The sequence below is a fragment of the Saccharibacillus sp. CPCC 101409 genome (assembly GCF_030518235.1).
In the GTDB taxonomy this organism is placed as follows: domain Bacteria; phylum Bacillota; class Bacilli; order Paenibacillales; family Paenibacillaceae; genus Saccharibacillus.
On record NZ_JAULSA010000001.1, the window covers coordinates 453,860 to 469,544 of the forward strand.

Consider the following 15,685-nt stretch of genomic DNA (forward strand, 5'->3'; position numbering starts at 1 on the left):
CGGCGAAAGCCGTCCTTTTTGTCGTGCGCGGAATTTTTTGGCCCGAAAAAGGAACCGATTCCCGCGCTTGCGAGTTCTTATAGACGAGCACATCATACAGAGGGGCGAGGAAGTGAGAATCGTTGGACGATAAAGAGCTGTTCGAAACCTATAAAGAAGCGGTGTTCCATTACTGCCTGTACATGCTGCGCAGCCGGGCGGACGCCGAAGATATCTGCCAGGAAGTATTCGTCAAAGCGCTGGTGGCCGACCGGAGCCGGGTGGAGCATATCAAAGCGTGGCTGATGCGCATTGCGGCCAACGAATGCCATTCGATGCTGCGGCGCAAAACGAACGGCCAAATGAAAGAAAAGCGGGCGTTCCGGCTGAATCTGCCGCTGCGTCCGCCGCAGTCGGTGGAAAAAACCTACGAAGCGAGCGAAACGTCGGACGAGTTCGAGCAACTGCTGGGCCGGCTCAAGCCGAAGCTGCGCGAAGCGCTGCTGCTGTATTACATCGCGGACCTCTCGACGGCCGAGACGGCCGAAGCGCTGAACGTCCCGGTCGGAACCGTGAAATCGAGAATCAGCCGGGGATTGAACATGTTAAAAAAGTTTACGGAAAATCAGCCGGCGCTGCCGGAGAAGGAGGGTGACGTTCATGCTTCGAACTGCTGACAGCGAGACGGAGAAAAGACTGCGCGGGCTTCGAAAAGAACGGCCGAATTACGACGCGATGTGGAACCGGATTCGCCTGGAAGCGGACAAGCGGAATTCGGGCTGGCAGGAACATGTCGCAGAGCCGGAACCCCGCCGTCCCCGTCGAAGATGGGTCGTCCCGGCGGCCTGCGCTTCGCTGGCGCTGGTTATCGCTTTGACGGCGGCGGTTTCGCGGGATTACTGGGAAAACTGGTCTTCGCAGGCTGTAGCCGCGCCGCTCGGACAATCGATCGGAGCGCAGGCGGAAGCGGAAGGCATTATTTTGAAGCTGGATCAAGCCGTGCAGGGAACCAACCGGATCAATGTGGAGGAAGCGGAAGAAAAGATGAACCTGAATTTCTCGCTCAGCGGATTCGGCTCGGAGGATATACGTCAGGCGGCGTTCGACAAGCAGTCGATTACCGATCTCGATACGGGCAAAAAGCTTTCGCTGACGATGGGAGAGTTCGATACGAACTATGTTCAAAATCTGGATTGGGAGACCGGCCGGACTTTAAGAACCTCTTCGCAGGTAAGGGGGGAATTCAGCGAGCTTGAAGGATTGCACCGTTATCGGCTGGAGCTTGCGGATTTGTATATGATTCGCCGTACCTCGATTCCGATCGAAGGGAAGCTGGAAGAAGGCGCCGAGTATACCGTAATGGAGGATCGGGATTTCAAGATCAAGGTTACGGATCTGGAGTGGGATAAGAAGCAGGGATTTTTGAAGATTAAATTCAATTCCAACGGTAACGATCCGACTCTCGATACGGAAGACGAGACAACTCTGGCAATGGATCGAGGCAGCTCGATTATATTGAAGCTGGGGGATCAAGAGATTCCGGTTGGAACTTCGGCATCTACTAACGGGCAAGCCGATATAGAAGCGATGTACAATGTCAGTAAGCTAAGCCCGGATCAATTGGACGACATGACTCTGATCTATAACTATGCCGAGCCTGTCAGAAAAGTTGGAGGACCGTGGATTATCGACTTCTCTCTCGATTCGTCCCAGGCCGTTATTCAAACCGAGACAGTGCCCATTCTGGACGATTCGGAGCTGACCGAACAGACGGGGTGGACGATGAACGAGGCGCAGTTGGATGCTTACGGAGTCCGGATTCCGATCGACCGGAACGCGGACGGTCCGGTCAAGCGTCTGGAAGACGGCGATATCGTGGCATACGGCAACATCGTACTGACGGACGGCAAAATGCACGTATCCGGCTGGCAGACTTATCCGGTTCCGGGGCTGGTAACTTCCAGAGGAAGAGAAAACGAAGAAGACAGCCTGGAATTCAACGTAAACAGCCTGGCGGAATGGAACGAAGAATATACCCCCAGGGAAAGCTACGACTTCCGCAATCGGCCTTTGAAAGTTCAGCTTACGCACGCGAGGGTTGCGCATCGGGACGACGATCATTGGATCGATGTCGGGATTCCCGGAACGCAGGAACAGGAATTTTCGGACACGCTGCCGGACGGTACGGTAATCACATACACCGTTCAACGCAAAGGCCCAGATGTACGGGTCGAAATCGATATCCCGGAAGAAGCTTCGATTTCGCTGTACGAAGGAACGCGCCTGCGCGTGGACGACAAAGATTACGCTTTTGATCCTTATCCGATGGGAGAAGACGAAGGCGGCGTTCGAGACGAAGAAGGGAACTACAATCGCCTCGACGTTTACCGCGACGTGCCCGAAGGCCGCAAATTCGAACTCAACCTGGGCGCTTACGGCACGATCGATTTGTCGAAGAACGCCGAAGTCATAATCAGCAAATAACATTCTCCGCCGAGAACGACCGGATTGCGAAACCCGGGCGTTCTTTTTTACGTAAAGTGGGGTATCCAAAAAAAAGCGGGTGATCCCATGATCGTGATTCCTCCAATCGCAGCCGGTCTGGTTGCGCTTCAATGGCTGCTCGACCTTATCGTGCTGAAAAACAAAGAGAAAATCTGGCTGACGGACGGGTTTGGGCCGTATGTCAAGTTCATTGTCGTCACGGCGGTCGCGTTAATCGCCTGTATGATCTTTTTCAAAGAGCCGTACGGCTATGTCTGGGTCGGAGCGCTGACGACGGCAGTGTTCGGTATCCGGTCCGCGCTCGAACGGAAATATATTCCGGACGCGCATCGGCATGTCGTGTCGCTGTCGCTGATGGGAGTATGTTTGGCGGTCACTTTGCTGCTCGCTGTCGCTATTTATTAACGGAAAACGAATCGCATAACAACCGGCTGCCGGGAATCCCGGCGGCCTTTTTTTTGTTTTTTGCGCAAACGGGACCCTCTTCGCGGCTTCGCTCGTTTACTATAAGAATTAAGTTCATGGTTAAGTACAATTTTCACATTGAAAAAAAGAAACGCCTTCGGGAAATCCCATCGTATCCTGCGATACGTACTGTCTCCCGAAGGCGTTTTTTGGCTGTGTGTCGATCAGTGTTCCGATCCGTTCTCCTCCGCCCAGGCGTTCAGCTTCCGGTCGCTCGGCAGCAGGAAAGTCAGTACGCCAAGAAGGGGCAGGAAGCTGCAGAATCGCATGACTTCCGCTACGCCGACCGCGTCCATCCAATTGCCGAGTACCAGTCCTCCGAGACCGCCCATGCCGAAAGCAAGTCCCGTTACCAGACCGGATACCGCGCCGATCCGGCCGGGAATCAGCATCTGCGCGTAGACGACCGAGACCGAGAAGCTCGACAGCAGCACGAATCCGGTCACGGCCAGCAGGATGCCCGTCCACATCAGATTGGCGTAAGGCAGCGCCAGCGTAAGCGGAGCGGCCAGCAGCATGGAGGCGAACAGGATATTGCGTTTGCCGAACCGGTCGGCAAGCGGACCGCCGAAGAACGTTCCGGCCGCGCCGGCCGCAAGGAACAGGAACACGTAAATCTGCGCGTCGGCGATGCTGATCGCGAAGACGTCGCGCAGATAGAACGCGTAATAGCTGCCGATCGACGTCACGTACCAGGCGCGCACGAATACGAGCAGAAGCAGCAGCGCCATGGCGGAAGCGATGCGTTTGCGAGCTTCGGGACTCATAACTTTTTTGACGGCCGTTTTCTTGACCAGAGCGGCCGTTTGCAGCGTGCGCCCGTACCAGCGGGCGATAAAGATCTGGACAATGATGCCCAGCACGGCGACGCCCGTGAACCAGATCGCGCCGAACTGGCCGAGCGGGATAAAGATCAGGCGCGTGAGCATCGGAGCGAGCGCCTGGCCGGCATTGCCGCCGACCTGGAAGATCGACTGCGCAAGACCCCGGCGCGAGCCGGCGGCCATATGCGAGACGCGCGAGCCTTCCGGGTGGAACGCCGCGGAACCCAGGCCGACGAAGACGACCGCGAGAATAACGGCCGCGTAATCCGAGGCGTAAGCGAGCAGCAGCATGCCGGTCAGCGTGGACGCCATGCCGATCGGCAGCAGCGCGGGCGTAGGCCGCTTGTCGGCGAACAATCCGATCACCGGCTGCATAATCGACGCGGTAAAGTTGATCGCGAACAGAATCCAGCCGAGCTGGCCGTAGCTGAGGTTCATCGATTCCTGCAGCACCGGCATGATCGCCGGGATTACGGACTGCATCGAATCGTTGAACAAATGCACGAGGCCGATCGCGAACAGGATACCGTAAACGGTATTTTGCGGGCGTCCCGCGGACTTGGACGGCTTCGGCGGCTGCGCGCCTTCGGCCGGAATAGCGGTTTTGGTGCCGGGTTTGACGAGCATAATCGGAATCCTCCATGACTGCGGCGGTCGCTGCCGCCGGAATGTGTACCATTTTAGGGGAACGATCGCGATCCGGCAAGGTTTTTTGGACGCATCTGTAAGGGAGCCGGTTCGGAACGAACAAAAAGAAAGCCGGGCGGTTGACGCCGCTTTCATCCGGTGTTATGCTTGGCGTGAGGCTTGTTACCGGTAATGCGGGCAATACCACGATGAGATCAAGAAACGTACGGGATCGGAATCTCTTCCTTTCCGCGGTTAGTTGTACGCTTCTTTCATTGCTGGTATTGCCTTTTTCTATCCTCAAAAACGGGTGGTCCATGTGATAATCAAACAAATCTTCAACAACAATATCGTCAGCACCGTGGACGACAAGAATCAGGAACTGCTGATCCTCGGCCGGGGTATCGGGTTCAATTCGCGGGTAGGCGATGCGGTGGACGAAAGCCGCGTCGAGAAGATTTTTCGGCTGCAGGACGAAGTCCTGTACGAGAAGTTCAAAGCGACGGTGATGGAAGTCCCGATCGATATTCTCCAGGCGACCGACGATATCGTCAGCCTGGCGCGCACGCAGCTCAACAAGACGATCAGCGACGGCATCTACGTCTCGCTGTCCGATCATATTCACTTTGCCATGCAGCGGATCAAAGACGGCATGCTGGTGCGCAACCCGCTGTCGTGGGAGATCCAGCATTTCTACAAAGCGGAATACGATGTGGCGAAGGAAGCGCTGAACGTGCTCCAAGCGCGGCTCGGCGTAGCGTTTCCCAAAGAAGAAATCTGCAATATCGCGCTGCATTTCGTCAACGCCGAAGTGAACGACTCGATGAACGACGTGACCCATCTGATGCAGCTGCTTCAGGAGATCATGAATATTATCAAGTACCATTACGGCGTCGAATTCGACGAAGACAGCGTGAACTATTTCCGCTTTATCACGCATCTCAAATACTTCTGCCAGCGCGTCGTGACGCATTCGAGCCACGAAGACGTGGAAGAATATCTGTACGAGATCGTGCGCAAGAATTACCCGGACGCGTTCGCGTGCATCGGCAAGATCGAGCGGTTTATCCGCAAAAATTACCGGTACGACATGACGCACTCCGAGCAGCTGTATCTGTCCCTGCACCTGGAGCGGCTGATGAAGACCAAAAAGGCTTGAACCAATTGCATAAGCCAGCGGGCTTGTTACTGTTCAATCAGGCAATACCCGAATGAAAGGCGAGGCTTCGGCATCCGTCTGTTCATTCGGGTATTTTTTATGGCCTGAATCAGGTTCAACCCCGCGCCAACATTCGAACAGACAGGAGCAATCCGTATGAACCCTCAGGAAACGGCCAAACAGATCGTCGAGTCCGTCGGCGGCATCGGCAATATCAACTCGGTGTACCACTGCATCACCCGCCTGCGCTTCGATCTCAAAGACCAGGGCAAAGCCGATCAGGCCGCGCTCAAGCAGCTCGACAAAGTGATGGGCACCAATATCGCGGGCGACCAATTTCAAGTCATTGTCGGCAGCGACGTGTCCAAAGTCTACGACGCCATGACGAAAGAATATCCGGCGCTCAAAGCCGACGCGGCTCCGCCGGCGGCCGGCACGGCCGAAGACAAGAAGAAAGGCAATCCGGTCTCGCGGCTGTTCGACTTTATCGCGGGCGTGTTTGCGCCGATCCTGCCGGCGATCGCCGGCGCGGGTCTGATGAAAGGACTGGTCGCCCTGTTCGTGTCGTGGGGCTGGATGACGGCGGGCACGGACACGTACCTCATCATCTCGGCGATCGGCGACGGCGTGTTCTACTTCCTGCCGGTGCTGATCGCGATCAGCGCCTCGCGCAAATTCGGCGCCAATCCTTACGTCGGCGTCGCCGTCGTCTCGGCGCTGCTGTATCCGGACCTGATCGCGCTGCTCGGTTCGGGCGAGCCGGTCTCGTTCGTCGGCATCCCGGTCACGGCCGTCTCGTACGCTTCGTCCGTCATCCCGATCCTGCTGGCGGTGTGGCTGATGTCCTATGTCGAGCGCGGCGTGAACAAGATCATCCCGGCTTCGCTCAAGCTGCTGCTCGTCCCGCTGATTACGCTGCTGCTGGTCGTTCCGGTCACGCTTATCGTCATCGGACCGCTGGGCACGTTTATCGGCGGCGGATTATCCGGCGGCATTAACTGGCTGCTGGCGGAAGGCGGATTGTTCGCGGGCCTGATCCTGGGCGGCGCGATGGCGCTGATCGTCATGACCGGCATGCATTACGCGCTCGTCCCGGTGATCCTCAGCAACCTGGCGACGCTCGGCGTCGACAAATTCCTGCCGCTGACGTATATCTCCAATATGGGCCAGGCGGGCGCGACTTTCGGCGTGTTCCTGCGGGCCAAAGACAAGAAGCTCAAATCCGTCGCGCTGTCCACCAGCGTTACGGCGCTGATGGGCGTAACGGAACCCGCGATGTACGGCGTGAATATGACGTATAAAAAGCCTTTCCTGGCCGGCATGATCGGCAGCGCCGCCGGCGGCGCGTTCGCGATGGCGTTCGGCGTCAACGCTTACGTGCTTGCGGGCAACGGCGGTATTCCGGGCCTGCCGGCCCTGATCGGCCCGACCTTTGTCTATGCGCTCGAAGGCCTGGGGATCGCTTTTGTCGTCGCCGCGGTCGTATCGTTTATCCTGGGCATCAAAGAAGAGATTCCGGTTCCGGAAGTATCCCCCGACGGCAAAAAGATCGTGGCCGCGCCCGCTTCGGGAGCCGTTTCGACCGAAAGCGAGCGGCTGCCCGCGGCAAGCGCCGCGCCGGCCGTCGAGGAGCCGGTGAAGATCCCGGCCCGCGACGAAACGATCTATGCGCCGATGACCGGACGCGCGATTCCGCTGACGGACGTGAACGACCCGACGTTCGGCGACGAACTGATGGGCAAAGGCATCGCTTTTGTGCCGTCGGAAGGTATTCTGGCTTCGCCGGTCGACGGCACCGTCATGAACGTATTCAAAACCAAGCACGCGATCGTGGTGCACAGCGTGTCCGGCGCGGAGCTGCTGATCCATGTCGGCATCAACACGGTCAAGCTGCGCGGCCAATATTTCGAAGCGCAGGTGCAGGCCGGCGACGTCGTCAAAGCGGGCGATCCGCTGCTGACGTTCGACCTGGCGCGCATCGCCGAGGAATACGATACGACGACCGCGATGGTCGTAACCAATACCGGCGACTACGCTTCGGTCGAAGCGCTGGAGACCGGCGGCGTGTCGATCTTGAAGCCGGTGCTGAAAGTCACAATCTGAAGCCAAAGGAGCTGTCCGAGTATGAGCAACCCAATCTATCCAACCCAACCAACCAACCCGCCCAATAACGCGAACCGTCCCGTGAACGCATTGTCGAAAAACGAAACGCCGTTTCCCGCAGATTTTCTGTGGGGCGGCGCGATTGCCGCCAGCCAGGCGGAAGGCGGATTCGACGAAGGCGGCCGCGGGCTGTCCACGTCCGATATGGTGCCTTACGCGAAGCAGACGGATTATGTCGATCTGGCCGCGCATATGAGCCGCTCCGAAGCGTCGATCCGCGAAGCGATCGGGCACCCGGGTTCGGAAGGCTATCCGAAGCGCTACGGCATCGACTTCTACCACCGCTATGCGGAAGATATCGAATTGTTCGCCGAACTGGGATTCAAAACGTTTCGCATGTCCATCTCGTGGAGCCGCATTTTTCCGAACGGAGACGATGCGCAGCCGAACGAAGAAGGGCTGGCGTTCTACGACTCCGTATTCGACGAGCTGAATAAGAAAGGCATCGAGCCGCTGGTCACGATGTCGCATTACGATATGCCGATTAAGCTGTCGCTGGAATACGGAGGCTGGAAAAGCCGCAAAGTAATCGACCTGTTCGTCCGCTATGCGGAAACGATCCTGAACCGCTACCGGGGCAAAGTCAAATACTGGCTGACGTTCAACGAGATCAACACCACGATTATCGAACCGTACACCGGCGGCGGCCTGATCGCGGAGCGCGAAAACAATCTGCTCGAAGCGTCGTACCAGGCGGTGCATCATCAGTTTATCGCGAGCGCCCTGGCGACCAGGGCGGCGCGCAGCATCGATCCCGCATCCAAGATCGGCTGCATGCTGGCCCGCATGATCCATTATCCGGCGACCAGCGATCCCGACGACGTGCTGGCGGCGCAGCTGGAGAACCAGCTCAATCTGCTGCATACGGACGTCCAGGTGCGCGGCGCGTACCCGGCGATCGCCAAGCGGTATTTTGCGGACCATCATATCAAGTTGAAAATGGAAGCGGGGGACGAGGAGATTCTGCGCGAGAACACCGTCGACTTTATCTCGTTCAGCTACTATACCTCGCTTGTGGCGGCGGCCGATCCCGGCAAATACGGCGTGACCGGCGGCAATCTGTACAGCACGATCAAGAATCCGAACCTGCCGGTAACCGAATGGGGCTGGCATCTCGATCCGGTCGGCCTGCGCGTCGTGCTCAAAGAATTCTACGACCGCTACGAAGTGCCGCTGTTTATCGTCGAGAACGGCCTCGGCGCGGTCGATACGATGCAAGCCGACGGCACCGTCGAAGACGATTACCGGATCGACTACATGCGCCGGCATATCGAACAAATCGGCGAAGCGATCCGCGACGGCGTGGACGTGATGGGCTATACGCTCTGGGGCGCGATCGATATCGTCAGCGCTTCGACCTCGCAGATGTCCAAACGCTACGGCGTCATCTACGTCGACCAAGGCGACGATGGCCGCGGCACGCTCGACCGAAGCCGGAAAAAAAGCTTCGGCTGGTACAAGAACGTCATCGCGACGAACGGGGCGGAGTTGGAGTAGATTGTAGGTTTAGGTATTTAGGAAGCGGCTTTCCTCAAGGGATTGAGGAGAGTCGTTTTTTGCTAAGTGCGAAAAATGAGAAAAAATCTCAAAAAATTGATTGAGGATGAAGCCGGTGATATGATACCCATGAGGTGAGCGAGATGCTGCTGCAGTTTACATTTAAAAATTATAAGTCGTTCAAAGATGAGACGACGCTTGATATGATCGCTTCTTCGATCAAAGAGCACGAGTCCGATGTGGCGGTGGATGCCTTCGATGAGCGAGTGTTGAAGGTGGTGGCGATATTTGGAGCGAATGCGAGCGGGAAGAGCAATGTTTTTAAGGCGTTTGAGTTTATGGTGGAGTATGTGAAAAAATCTCTAGATAAAAGTGAATCTCGTGCTTTAAATGCAGAGCCCTTTGCTTTCAGTGCTCAAAAAGAAAGCGAACCTTCGTCATTTGAAGTAATATTTAGCGCAGGAACGGATATTTTTCAATATGGATTTACTTTAAGAAGCCGTAAAATACATGAAGAATACTTATACAAGCGTGACAAAAATACAAAAAAAGAAAATTATTTAATTTTGTTTTATAGAACGGAAAATGGGATTGAAGAGCTATCGCAAGAGCTTAGTTCTGCAAAAGAGCTTTTGGAGCTTTTAAACGAAGAAGTGCTCACTTTAACCATGCTTTCTAATTTTAAATTCGAAATAACCAAAACGGTGTACCAATGGTTTAAACAAATTTCGATCATGGATTATGGAGAAATTCTAAGTGATAGGGAACGAATTCCTTTTAGATCCAGTTCGGAAAATCCGTTGGTGCAAATCTTACTGGATGTTGAAAAGAAAAAGACATTGGAACAATTCATTCAGGCAATCGACACAGGCATAGAAGGTTTAGATGCGGTAGTCTTTGAAGGGAAAGACGCAGACAATAATCAGTATTATGCTATAGTGGCTTCTCATAAAAATATTGACGATGATAAGCTGACCTTTTCTTTTATTAACGACGAATCCAGCGGCACCCGCAAACTGATCTCCCTTTACGTCTATCTCGAACAAGTTCTCGAAACCGGGGGAGTCCTGTTCGCCGACGAACTCGACGCCAAGCTCCACCCGCTGCTGCTGCGCTACTTGATCAATATGTTCCACGATCCGGCGACCAATCCCAACAACGCCCAGCTCATTTTCACGACTCACGATGTGTTCACGCTGGACAAAGACAATTTCCGCCGCGATGAAATCTGGTTTGTGGATAAAGACGAGCGAGGCGTATCCGACCTGTACTCGCTCGCCGAATACAAGCAGGAGAACGGCATGAAGACGCGCAACGACGCCAGCTACGGCAAAGACTACATCCTGGGCAAATACAACGCTATTCCGAACTTGAAAAAGCTGACGGACGACGGCGAGGCTGTACGTCATGGCGAATAGAAGGCAGCCGGGCAAAAAGCCGCGTAAAGAAGGGAAGCGCACCGCCAAGCCGTCCGGTCATCTGATCGTAACGGAAGGGATCAAAACGGCCTGGTCCAACGAGTGCATCGAACTGTGGTTCCTGCTGCATTTTGCTTACCTGGATACTTCGATTCCGAGAGACGCCTACTATGCAAAGTTGAGTGCGGAGTTGAGAAAGAGAGGCGGGCCGGATAAATACGAAAAAGCCGATTCAGGCTTATACGAGTTTCTCAAACCGTATCAGCGTAAAGCGATCGCGAATGCCCAAAGACTTAAAAACAGCTTTGCGCCGAGTGCCGCTTTTTCCAAACGCAATCCCTGCACCACGGTCGATGAATTGGTTATGGAGCTTATCGCTATCCTGGAGCGGGAAGACTGAATGAGTTCCGTTAGCTGAAACCGATCCCGATCCCGAATCGGCGCGCGAAATCGAACCGAAGATCGATAACCCAATGCGGTCCGCTGCGAAAAGCAGCCCAAACGCAAACAGACACCGACGATAATCGCCGGTGTCTGTTTTTGCGCCAGGCAGCTTTTTTACGCTGCGCAGCCTTTGTTACGCTTCTTCAACCTCGAACCCGGCCTGTTTCCACGCCGCTGTTCCGCCGTCGATGAATGCTACGTCGGTGAAGCCCATCAGCTTCAGCGCGTATGCGCCCAGAGCGGCCTGGCCGCCGGCGCCGCAGGTGACAAGGATCGGGCGATCGCGGTCGCTCAGGCGCTCGTCGCGCAGCTCGGCCGGCACGCCGAGGTCGGCGCGGATCGGCAGCATGCCGAGCGAGATGTTAACGCTGCTCGGAATCAGGCCGCACGCTCCGGCGTCTTTGGCGTCCTGCACGTCGATGATGAACGTATCGGGATTGGCGTTGATCTTCTCGCGCGCTTCCTGGGAAGTGACGCTCGGTACGTTGTTTCTTGCCTGGGTGACCATGTCGGTGAATGTCAAAGCCATTGTTGTTCAGCCTCCTGAATGGGTTTTGAGTATCGCTTCGGCGTCCGGCTCCGTTCAAGCGGAAGAAGACGGATCGGCCGTTTCGTTTATCATTACCCCAAGTCCGCCGAATGGCAACTCCTCTTTAACGGTTGTCGACTTTTTCCGGATACAGATCGTGCCGGCTCAGGCGGTCAAACGCCATTTCCTCGTACTTGGTGCCCGGCTTGCCGTAGTTGGTGTACGGATCGATCGAGATGCCCCCGCGCGGCGTGAATTTGCCCCAGACCTCGATGTAGCGCGGGTCCATCAGCTCGATCAGGTCGTTCATGATGATGTTCATGCAGTCCTCGTGGAAATCGCCGTGGTTGCGGAAGCTGAACAGGTACAATTTGAGCGATTTGCTTTCGACCATTTTGACGTCCGGAATGTAGCTGATATAGATCGTCGCAAAGTCCGGCTGGCCCGTGATCGGACACAAACTGGTGAACTCCGGGCAGTTGAATTTAACAAAGTAATCGCGGTACGCGTGTTTGTTGTCGAACGATTCCAGGATGCCCGGGTCGTATTCGAACGTATATTTCGTGCCCTGGTTGCCCAGCAGCGTCAGGTCTTCCATTTCGTCTTTTTGTCTTCCGCTGTCTTTTTGTCTTCCGCTCATGAATGTAACGCTCCTTTTTGTTGGAAAAATGCGATCCGACTTTCCGTTCAAAACGTCTATACGCCGCGTTTGTTGCCCCAGACGAGGGTGTGCAGCTGCGGCAGGGCGCGGGCGTCTTTGAGGTCGGGCAGTTCGGACAGGCGTCCGATCAGCCACTCGTAACGGCTTAGCAGCGAAGACACATGATCCCGCACCTCGCCGGAAACTTCCGGATTGCCCGTTTGCAAAATGAACGGGACGTCCGGGTAGCGGGCATGAACGCCGCGCGCGTAAGTCAGGTCGTCCTCGTCGAAAATAACGATCTTGATGCACATCTCGCGCCGTCCCGGCGCTTCGCGCAGACGCTCGACGATCGAATCCAACACGTCGAAGTCCGTTTCCATGCCCGAGCTCGGCGGCTTCGGCGACAGCGTGACCTCGTCGATGCGCACGATCCAGTCCTGCCAGCGCGAACCCTGCGTTTCCACGGCGGTGCGGATACCGCGCTGCCGCAGCAGCTGCACCAGATCCCCGAGCTGCGGGAGCAGCAGCGGATTGCCGCCGGAGATCGTCACATGGTCGAACGTATCGCCGCCGAGCGCGAGCAGTTCGTCCAGAATTTCGGCGGGCGCGAGCATGCGGATCTGGTCTTTGGCGCTGCCGTCCCAGGTGAACTTGGAATCGCACCACGAGCAGCGGTAGTCGCAGCCTGCGGTGCGGACGAACATCGTTTTGCGGCCGATCGACATGCCTTCGCCTTGAATGGTCGGGCCGAAGATCTCCAGGACGGGGATGGGGCGGACAGCCGGGGAAGTCTGGTTCATTCTTCCATCCACTCCCGTCTGGCTTCCGCATACGAAGTCGGCGTTTCGAACAGACGGACGAATTCCGTACGCGCGCCGAGCGCCCGGTAAGGATCCGACGACAGCGCATTTTCCATCTGCTCATAGATCCACACGACCATATTTTCGGCGGTGGTGTTCATAAGCGGCAGCGTTTCGTTCAGATAACGGTGGTCCAGATACGTCTCGATCCGCTCTTTCCAGATCTGCTTGATCTCGCCGAAATCGACCGCGATTCCGTTGGAAGCCGGAACGGCCGAGATGCCGAACACGACCTCGTACGTATGTCCGTGCAGATTCTTGCATTTGCCTTCGTAGTCGTGCAGATGGTGGGCGGCGTCGAACGTGAACGATTTGCTCACCAGCACCCGTTTGCGGTGGTAGCGAAGCTGTTCTCCCGTGATGTCTTCGCCGAATACCTGAAGCTGTTGGACGATATGAAAAGGACCGGGCTGACGCCGGAAATCGGACTCGCTCATACCGTCGTCTTCCGATCTTCGAGGTATTTGTCGAGTCCGGCGCGGCGCAGCTTGCAGGCCGGGCATTCGCCGCAGCCGTCGCCGACCACGCCGTTGTAGCAGGTCAGCGTGCGCTCGCGCACGAAATCGAACGCATTCAGCTCGTCCGAGAGCGCCCACGTTTCGGCTTTGTCGAGCCACATAAGCGGCGTATGGATGACAAAAGGATAATCCATCGCTAGATTCAGCGTGACATCCAGCGACTTGATAAACGTGTCCCGGCAGTCCGGGTAGCCGCTGAAGTCCGTTTCGCACACTCCGGTCACGATATGGCGCGCGCCGGAAGTCTTGGCAAGAATAGCGGCGAAGCTCAGGAACAGCAGGTTGCGTCCTTCGACAAACGTGCTGGGCAGCTCTCCTTCTTCGTGGGTGATCTCGATATCGTCGCGGGTCAAAGCGTTCGGCGCGAGCTGGTTCAGCAGGCTCATATCGAGCACCGTATGCTTAACGCCGAGCTCCTGCGCGATACCGCGCGCGACTTCGATCTCCAATTTGTGGCGCTGGCCGTAGTCGAACGTAACCGCCTGGACTTCGGCGAACGTTTTTTTGGCCCAGAACAGACACGTGGTACTGTCCTGGCCGCCGCTGAATACAACTACGGCTTTTTCGTTTTTAAGCATGCTAAAAACCTCTTTCTTCTTCTAAAATAGGAAGGAAAGAGGTCCAGGAACCGGTCGTAAAAAACACTTCGAGCGATCGGCGGACGCGCAGGATGCGCAAATCGAAGTCCGCGATAAAAATGCTGCTCGGGATCGCCTGCAAAGATTCCGCTAAAAAAAGCGGATGAAATCCGGGTAAAAGGGATTTCCGCCGGGCTGCTTCAGGCGGCGCGCCGAAAAGTCGCGTCGTCGATGCAGGCCCAAAGATATCCGGTTGTCGGCACGGCTCCGGGGAGCACGCCGAAGAAGCCTCGGAATCGGCGGGGCGGCGATTAGTTTTTTATAGAGGGAGTTCTCGAACCTCTCCCGCGCCAAAGCGGACGCGGAATCTCTTCAACAATCTATGCGATTGGACAAACAAACCCTGCGATACAAGCTGCCAACTGCGGCTGGGCGCAATTTCAGCGTTTTTCATTATAACATGAAACTTGCTCGGCCGATACGCCCGCACATTTGTTCGCAAAATTTGTCTGTTCGTATTGAGACGTTGGAGCCGGCATGGTATGATTAGGAAGAAATTTCACAACTGCATTTTGCCAAAAGGTTAAGCCTTCTATATGCGTAAAATCCAGGCGCGTTTTGAGTACCCCAACCGAGTTCGACGCGGCGTTTTCCTTTATGGGGACAAAGCGGTTTCCGCGATTCGAACCGGCGACAAGACGAAAGGAAAAATCTACATCATGATGGGAAAAGCTCATTTTATTATCGGAACCGGCGTTTCGCTGTCCCTGCTGGCGCTGTCGGGACAGCCGGTTACGGCGGGCGCCGTCGCGATCGCGGGCGTCAGTTCGCTGCTGCCGGATATCGATCATCCGAATTCGATACTCGTAACCCGGGCGCTGCCCGACCGGCTGCTGCGCATCCTGCAGTCGGCGATGCTGCTTGTGGCCGCCGCGGTGCTGTTCTACGCGCCGCTCGAACAGCCGTGGAACAGCGTGCTGGCCGCGATCGCGGTAATCGCGATGTTCCTGCCCGAACAGGCCTTGCGCAAAGGCGCGTTCGTGCTGATCGGACTCGCGGTTATCATATTCGGCGAGCGGTACGCGCCCTGGAACCGGATGGGCGGCATCCTGCTGATCGTATTCTCGCTGGCGCCGCACCGCGGCATCACGCATACGGTCTACGCCACCGCGGCCTGGACGCTGCTGCTGTACGGGCTGACCGGGAGTCACGGTTCTTCGATCTGGATCGCGGGCGGCCTTGCGTACGCGCTCCATCTGATCTGCGATTCCCTCACCAAGAACGGCATCCGGCCGCTGCCTCCGCTCAAGTGGAAGCTTCGCTTCGCGCTGATGACGACCGGCAAGAAGTCGGGCAAACGCGTCGAACGGATCGGGATCGGCCTGACCGCGGTGCTGTTCGCCGCCGTATTCGGCATTCGGCTGATCGAATACGCGGCCCGCGTCTATTTGCAGCTGTCGTCGTAAACGAATAGGC

15 protein-coding genes and 1 riboswitch are annotated in these 15,685 nt (G+C 56.3%); of the genes, 9 read left to right on the forward strand and 6 right to left on the reverse strand.

Annotation, left to right across the window (positions count from 1 at the left end):
- The first annotated feature begins 122 nt into the window (after window positions 1–122).
- The 3 genes from QWJ34_RS01830 (at window position 123) to QWJ34_RS01840 (ending at window position 2,889) form a co-directional block, all read left to right on the forward strand.
- Window positions 123–656: an RNA polymerase sigma factor gene (locus QWJ34_RS01830; protein WP_302725340.1), complete on the forward strand. Its 534-nt coding sequence runs from the start codon at window positions 123–125 to the stop codon at window positions 654–656.
- Window positions 640–2,463 carry a hypothetical protein gene (locus tag QWJ34_RS01835; protein ID WP_302725341.1) on the forward strand — a complete coding sequence of 608 codons (1,824 nt, stop codon included), beginning with the start codon at window positions 640–642 and terminating at the stop codon, window positions 2,461–2,463. The genes QWJ34_RS01830 and QWJ34_RS01835 overlap by 17 nt, the downstream gene beginning before the upstream one ends.
- Window positions 2,464–2,550: 87 nt before the next feature.
- On the forward strand, window positions 2,551–2,889 hold the full coding sequence (locus tag QWJ34_RS01840) for a DUF4181 domain-containing protein (protein WP_302725342.1): 339 nt from the start codon (window positions 2,551–2,553) through the stop codon (window positions 2,887–2,889).
- 224 nt (window positions 2,890–3,113) lie between these two features.
- Here the strand turns inward: QWJ34_RS01840 and QWJ34_RS01845 are convergent, their stop codons facing one another.
- A complete protein-coding gene (locus tag QWJ34_RS01845; protein ID WP_302725343.1) occupies window positions 3,114–4,400 on the reverse strand; it encodes an MFS transporter in 1,287 nt (428 codons plus the stop codon).
- Window positions 4,401–4,719: 319 nt separating this feature from the next.
- Here QWJ34_RS01845 and licT point away from each other — a divergent pair, with 319 nt between their 5' ends.
- From licT to QWJ34_RS01870, 5 genes are all read left to right on the forward strand, one after another.
- On the forward strand, window positions 4,720–5,559 hold the full coding sequence (gene licT, locus QWJ34_RS01850) for a BglG family transcription antiterminator LicT (protein ID WP_302725345.1): 840 nt from the start codon (window positions 4,720–4,722) through the stop codon (window positions 5,557–5,559).
- A gap of 156 nt (window positions 5,560–5,715) precedes the next feature.
- Complete coding sequence (locus tag QWJ34_RS01855) at window positions 5,716–7,662, forward strand: beta-glucoside-specific PTS transporter subunit IIABC (protein ID WP_302725346.1); 1,947 nt, start codon at window positions 5,716–5,718, stop codon at window positions 7,660–7,662.
- A 90-nt stretch (window positions 7,663–7,752) separates the two neighbouring features.
- Complete coding sequence (locus tag QWJ34_RS01860; RefSeq protein WP_302725824.1) at window positions 7,753–9,219, forward strand: glycoside hydrolase family 1 protein; 1,467 nt, start codon at window positions 7,753–7,755, stop codon at window positions 9,217–9,219.
- Between the two features lie 143 nt (window positions 9,220–9,362).
- The gene (locus tag QWJ34_RS01865) at window positions 9,363–10,637 is read left to right on the forward strand and encodes an AAA family ATPase (RefSeq protein WP_302725348.1); all 1,275 of its coding nucleotides are present in this window, start codon (window positions 9,363–9,365) and stop codon (window positions 10,635–10,637) included.
- Window positions 10,627–11,037, forward strand: coding sequence for an RloB family protein (locus tag QWJ34_RS01870; RefSeq protein ID WP_302725349.1), 411 nt, complete (start codon window positions 10,627–10,629; stop codon window positions 11,035–11,037). The genes QWJ34_RS01865 and QWJ34_RS01870 overlap by 11 nt, the downstream gene beginning before the upstream one ends.
- 177 nt (window positions 11,038–11,214) lie before the next feature.
- Here QWJ34_RS01870 and QWJ34_RS01875 read toward each other — a convergent pair whose 3' ends face one another.
- The 5 genes from QWJ34_RS01875 to queC form a co-directional block, all read right to left on the reverse strand.
- Complete coding sequence (locus tag QWJ34_RS01875) at window positions 11,215–11,610, reverse strand: rhodanese-like domain-containing protein (RefSeq protein ID WP_302725350.1); 396 nt, start codon at window positions 11,608–11,610, stop codon at window positions 11,215–11,217.
- A 124-nt stretch (window positions 11,611–11,734) separates the two neighbouring features.
- Window positions 11,735–12,250, reverse strand: a complete 516-nt coding sequence (gene queF / locus QWJ34_RS01880) for a preQ(1) synthase (RefSeq protein WP_302725351.1) — start codon at window positions 12,248–12,250, stop codon at window positions 11,735–11,737.
- A gap of 56 nt (window positions 12,251–12,306) precedes the next feature.
- On the reverse strand, window positions 12,307–13,053 hold the full coding sequence (gene queE / locus QWJ34_RS01885) for a 7-carboxy-7-deazaguanine synthase QueE (protein ID WP_302725352.1): 747 nt from the start codon (window positions 13,051–13,053) through the stop codon (window positions 12,307–12,309).
- A complete protein-coding gene (gene queD, locus QWJ34_RS01890) occupies window positions 13,050–13,550 on the reverse strand; it encodes a 6-carboxytetrahydropterin synthase QueD (RefSeq protein WP_302725353.1) in 501 nt (166 codons plus the stop codon). The genes queE and queD overlap by 4 nt, the downstream gene beginning before the upstream one ends.
- Entirely contained in the window at window positions 13,547–14,209 is a 663-nt protein-coding gene (gene queC / locus QWJ34_RS01895; RefSeq protein ID WP_302725354.1) for a 7-cyano-7-deazaguanine synthase QueC, read from the reverse strand. The genes queD and queC overlap by 4 nt, the downstream gene beginning before the upstream one ends.
- 311 nt (window positions 14,210–14,520) lie before the next feature.
- Window positions 14,521–14,558: riboswitch (PreQ1 riboswitch) on the reverse strand.
- A 370-nt stretch (window positions 14,559–14,928) separates the two neighbouring features.
- On the opposite strand from queC, the gene QWJ34_RS01900 reads away from it, so the two are divergent.
- A complete protein-coding gene (locus tag QWJ34_RS01900; protein WP_302725355.1) occupies window positions 14,929–15,675 on the forward strand; it encodes a metal-dependent hydrolase in 747 nt (248 codons plus the stop codon).
- Window positions 15,676–15,685: the final 10 nt, after the last annotated feature.